General features: G+C 43.4%; 1 protein-coding gene. It reads left to right on the top strand.

The annotated features are described in order from the left end of the window. The coding region (locus A3735_RS05020) for a GGDEF domain-containing protein (RefSeq protein WP_156499411.1) at positions 1-605 on the top strand (605 nt) is incomplete at its 5' end. Positions 606-947: the final 342 nt, after the last annotated feature.

Below are 947 nucleotides of genomic sequence, written 5' to 3'. Positions count from 1 at the left end.
ACACATCAATGGAAAACTCCTTAATCGTTGTGAAGGAGGAAGTCAGTACTTTAAAAAGGAACTTGGAAGAACTGAACGAAACGGCGTTTACCGACCAGCTCACCGGCATCCCGAATCGACGAGCATTTGATGAGTCTATTAAAACACTAGTAAATGAGTTTGAACAAACACTGAAGCCCTTCTCTCTCCTATTTATGGATATTGATCACTTCAAATCGTTTAATGATACGCACGGCCACGCAGTAGGCGACAAAGTTTTAACCTTTATCGCAACAGTTCTAAAGAAGGGTGTCAAAGGTGACGATATCGTCGCTCGTTATGGAGGTGAAGAATTCGTGGCGCTATTACCCAACACACGCTACGAAGGCGCACTCGTTGTAGGCCAGCAGCTATGCGATAAGGTCGCCAGTAAAAACCTGGTTATGGGCAGTGATAAAAAAGTCACCCTGGGTAATATTACCATTTCTGTCGGTGTTGCGAGTATGCAAACCTCTGACACAATTGATGGCTTAGTAGAGCGCGCTGACCAAGCCTTGTATGCAGCTAAGAAACAAGGCCGGAACAGAGTAATTGGAGAGACGCAGAACCTTGCGCAAAGTCAGTAGTATCAGAAAGGTGTATCGGCTCGAACCCTTTCTCAAAGGTTGGAGTTCAGTGCACGGCATAGTTAAACAGCACTCAAAGGCGTGAAAGTCCGCAAAACGGACCTTCATGACTGATCGATAAACAAGGATATTTTGGCCAATATTGATCTGATCGGTTACTTCTGGAAAGTGAGATAAGCGGACATAACTTGAGAATTGTCTTCAGATCTAATCTGGCCCTTCCTAACTAGCATTTTTATATTACAAAAGACCCGAAAGCGGACATAACAGTTGGACTGTTTTTACAAAATTACGGCCAATATTCGCTAAGTGAAGCTTCTTCTATATGCTGTATGTATAAAC

The organism is Oleiphilus sp. HI0061 (genome assembly GCF_001635675.1).
Note: the sequence above shows the minus strand (reverse complement) of the source record. Positions and strands in the feature narration are given on the sequence as shown.